Annotated in this window: 1 pseudogene; it reads right to left on the bottom strand. The window is 53.8% G+C overall.

From position 1 onward, the window contains the following. Nucleotides 1-452, bottom strand: a pseudogene (locus tag D3D01_RS25155) (peptidase S8/S53 subtilisin kexin sedolisin); the annotation flags it as partial. Between the last annotated feature and the right edge of the window lie 13 nt (nt 453-465).

Below are 465 nucleotides of genomic sequence, written 5' to 3'. Positions count from 1 at the left end.
CCTCCCCAAGCGTTATCGGTAACAATCTTTTGACCACTTGACGAATCATACACTTCATCGTTAGTGGTAGCGACACTCCCTACACTGAGTGTTTCATACACATTTCCTGGTGACCCAGAAGATCCTGCTCCGGAATTTCCGGTTGCGCCCACGACCAACGTGCCACTAATCCGTGCGTTTCGAACGTGCTCTATCGTATCATCGTTGTAACACGACTTAGCGAACGGGCCCCCAGTACAGCCGAAACTTGCCGAAATAACATCACCAGTAGCCGTCTGGTCCCACGCCCATTGCATGCCACTAGTAAACTGCTCGAAGGTCATCTGACAGCCATCCGAGTCACAGTTGAGTACAGCCCCATGATAGAACGTTGCCTCAGGCGCAACCCCGGTCCAAGCTGCCTCTCTTGACCCCCATGCGCCGTTGTTACCACCGACAACAGTGCCGCTCACGTGTGTCCCATGC

It is taken from the genome of Haloarcula sp. Atlit-7R (assembly GCF_003666065.1).
GTDB classification, from domain to species: Archaea; Halobacteriota; Halobacteria; order Halobacteriales; family Haloarculaceae; genus Haloarcula; species Haloarcula taiwanensis.
This window is presented reverse-complemented; position numbering and strand designations above follow the sequence as displayed.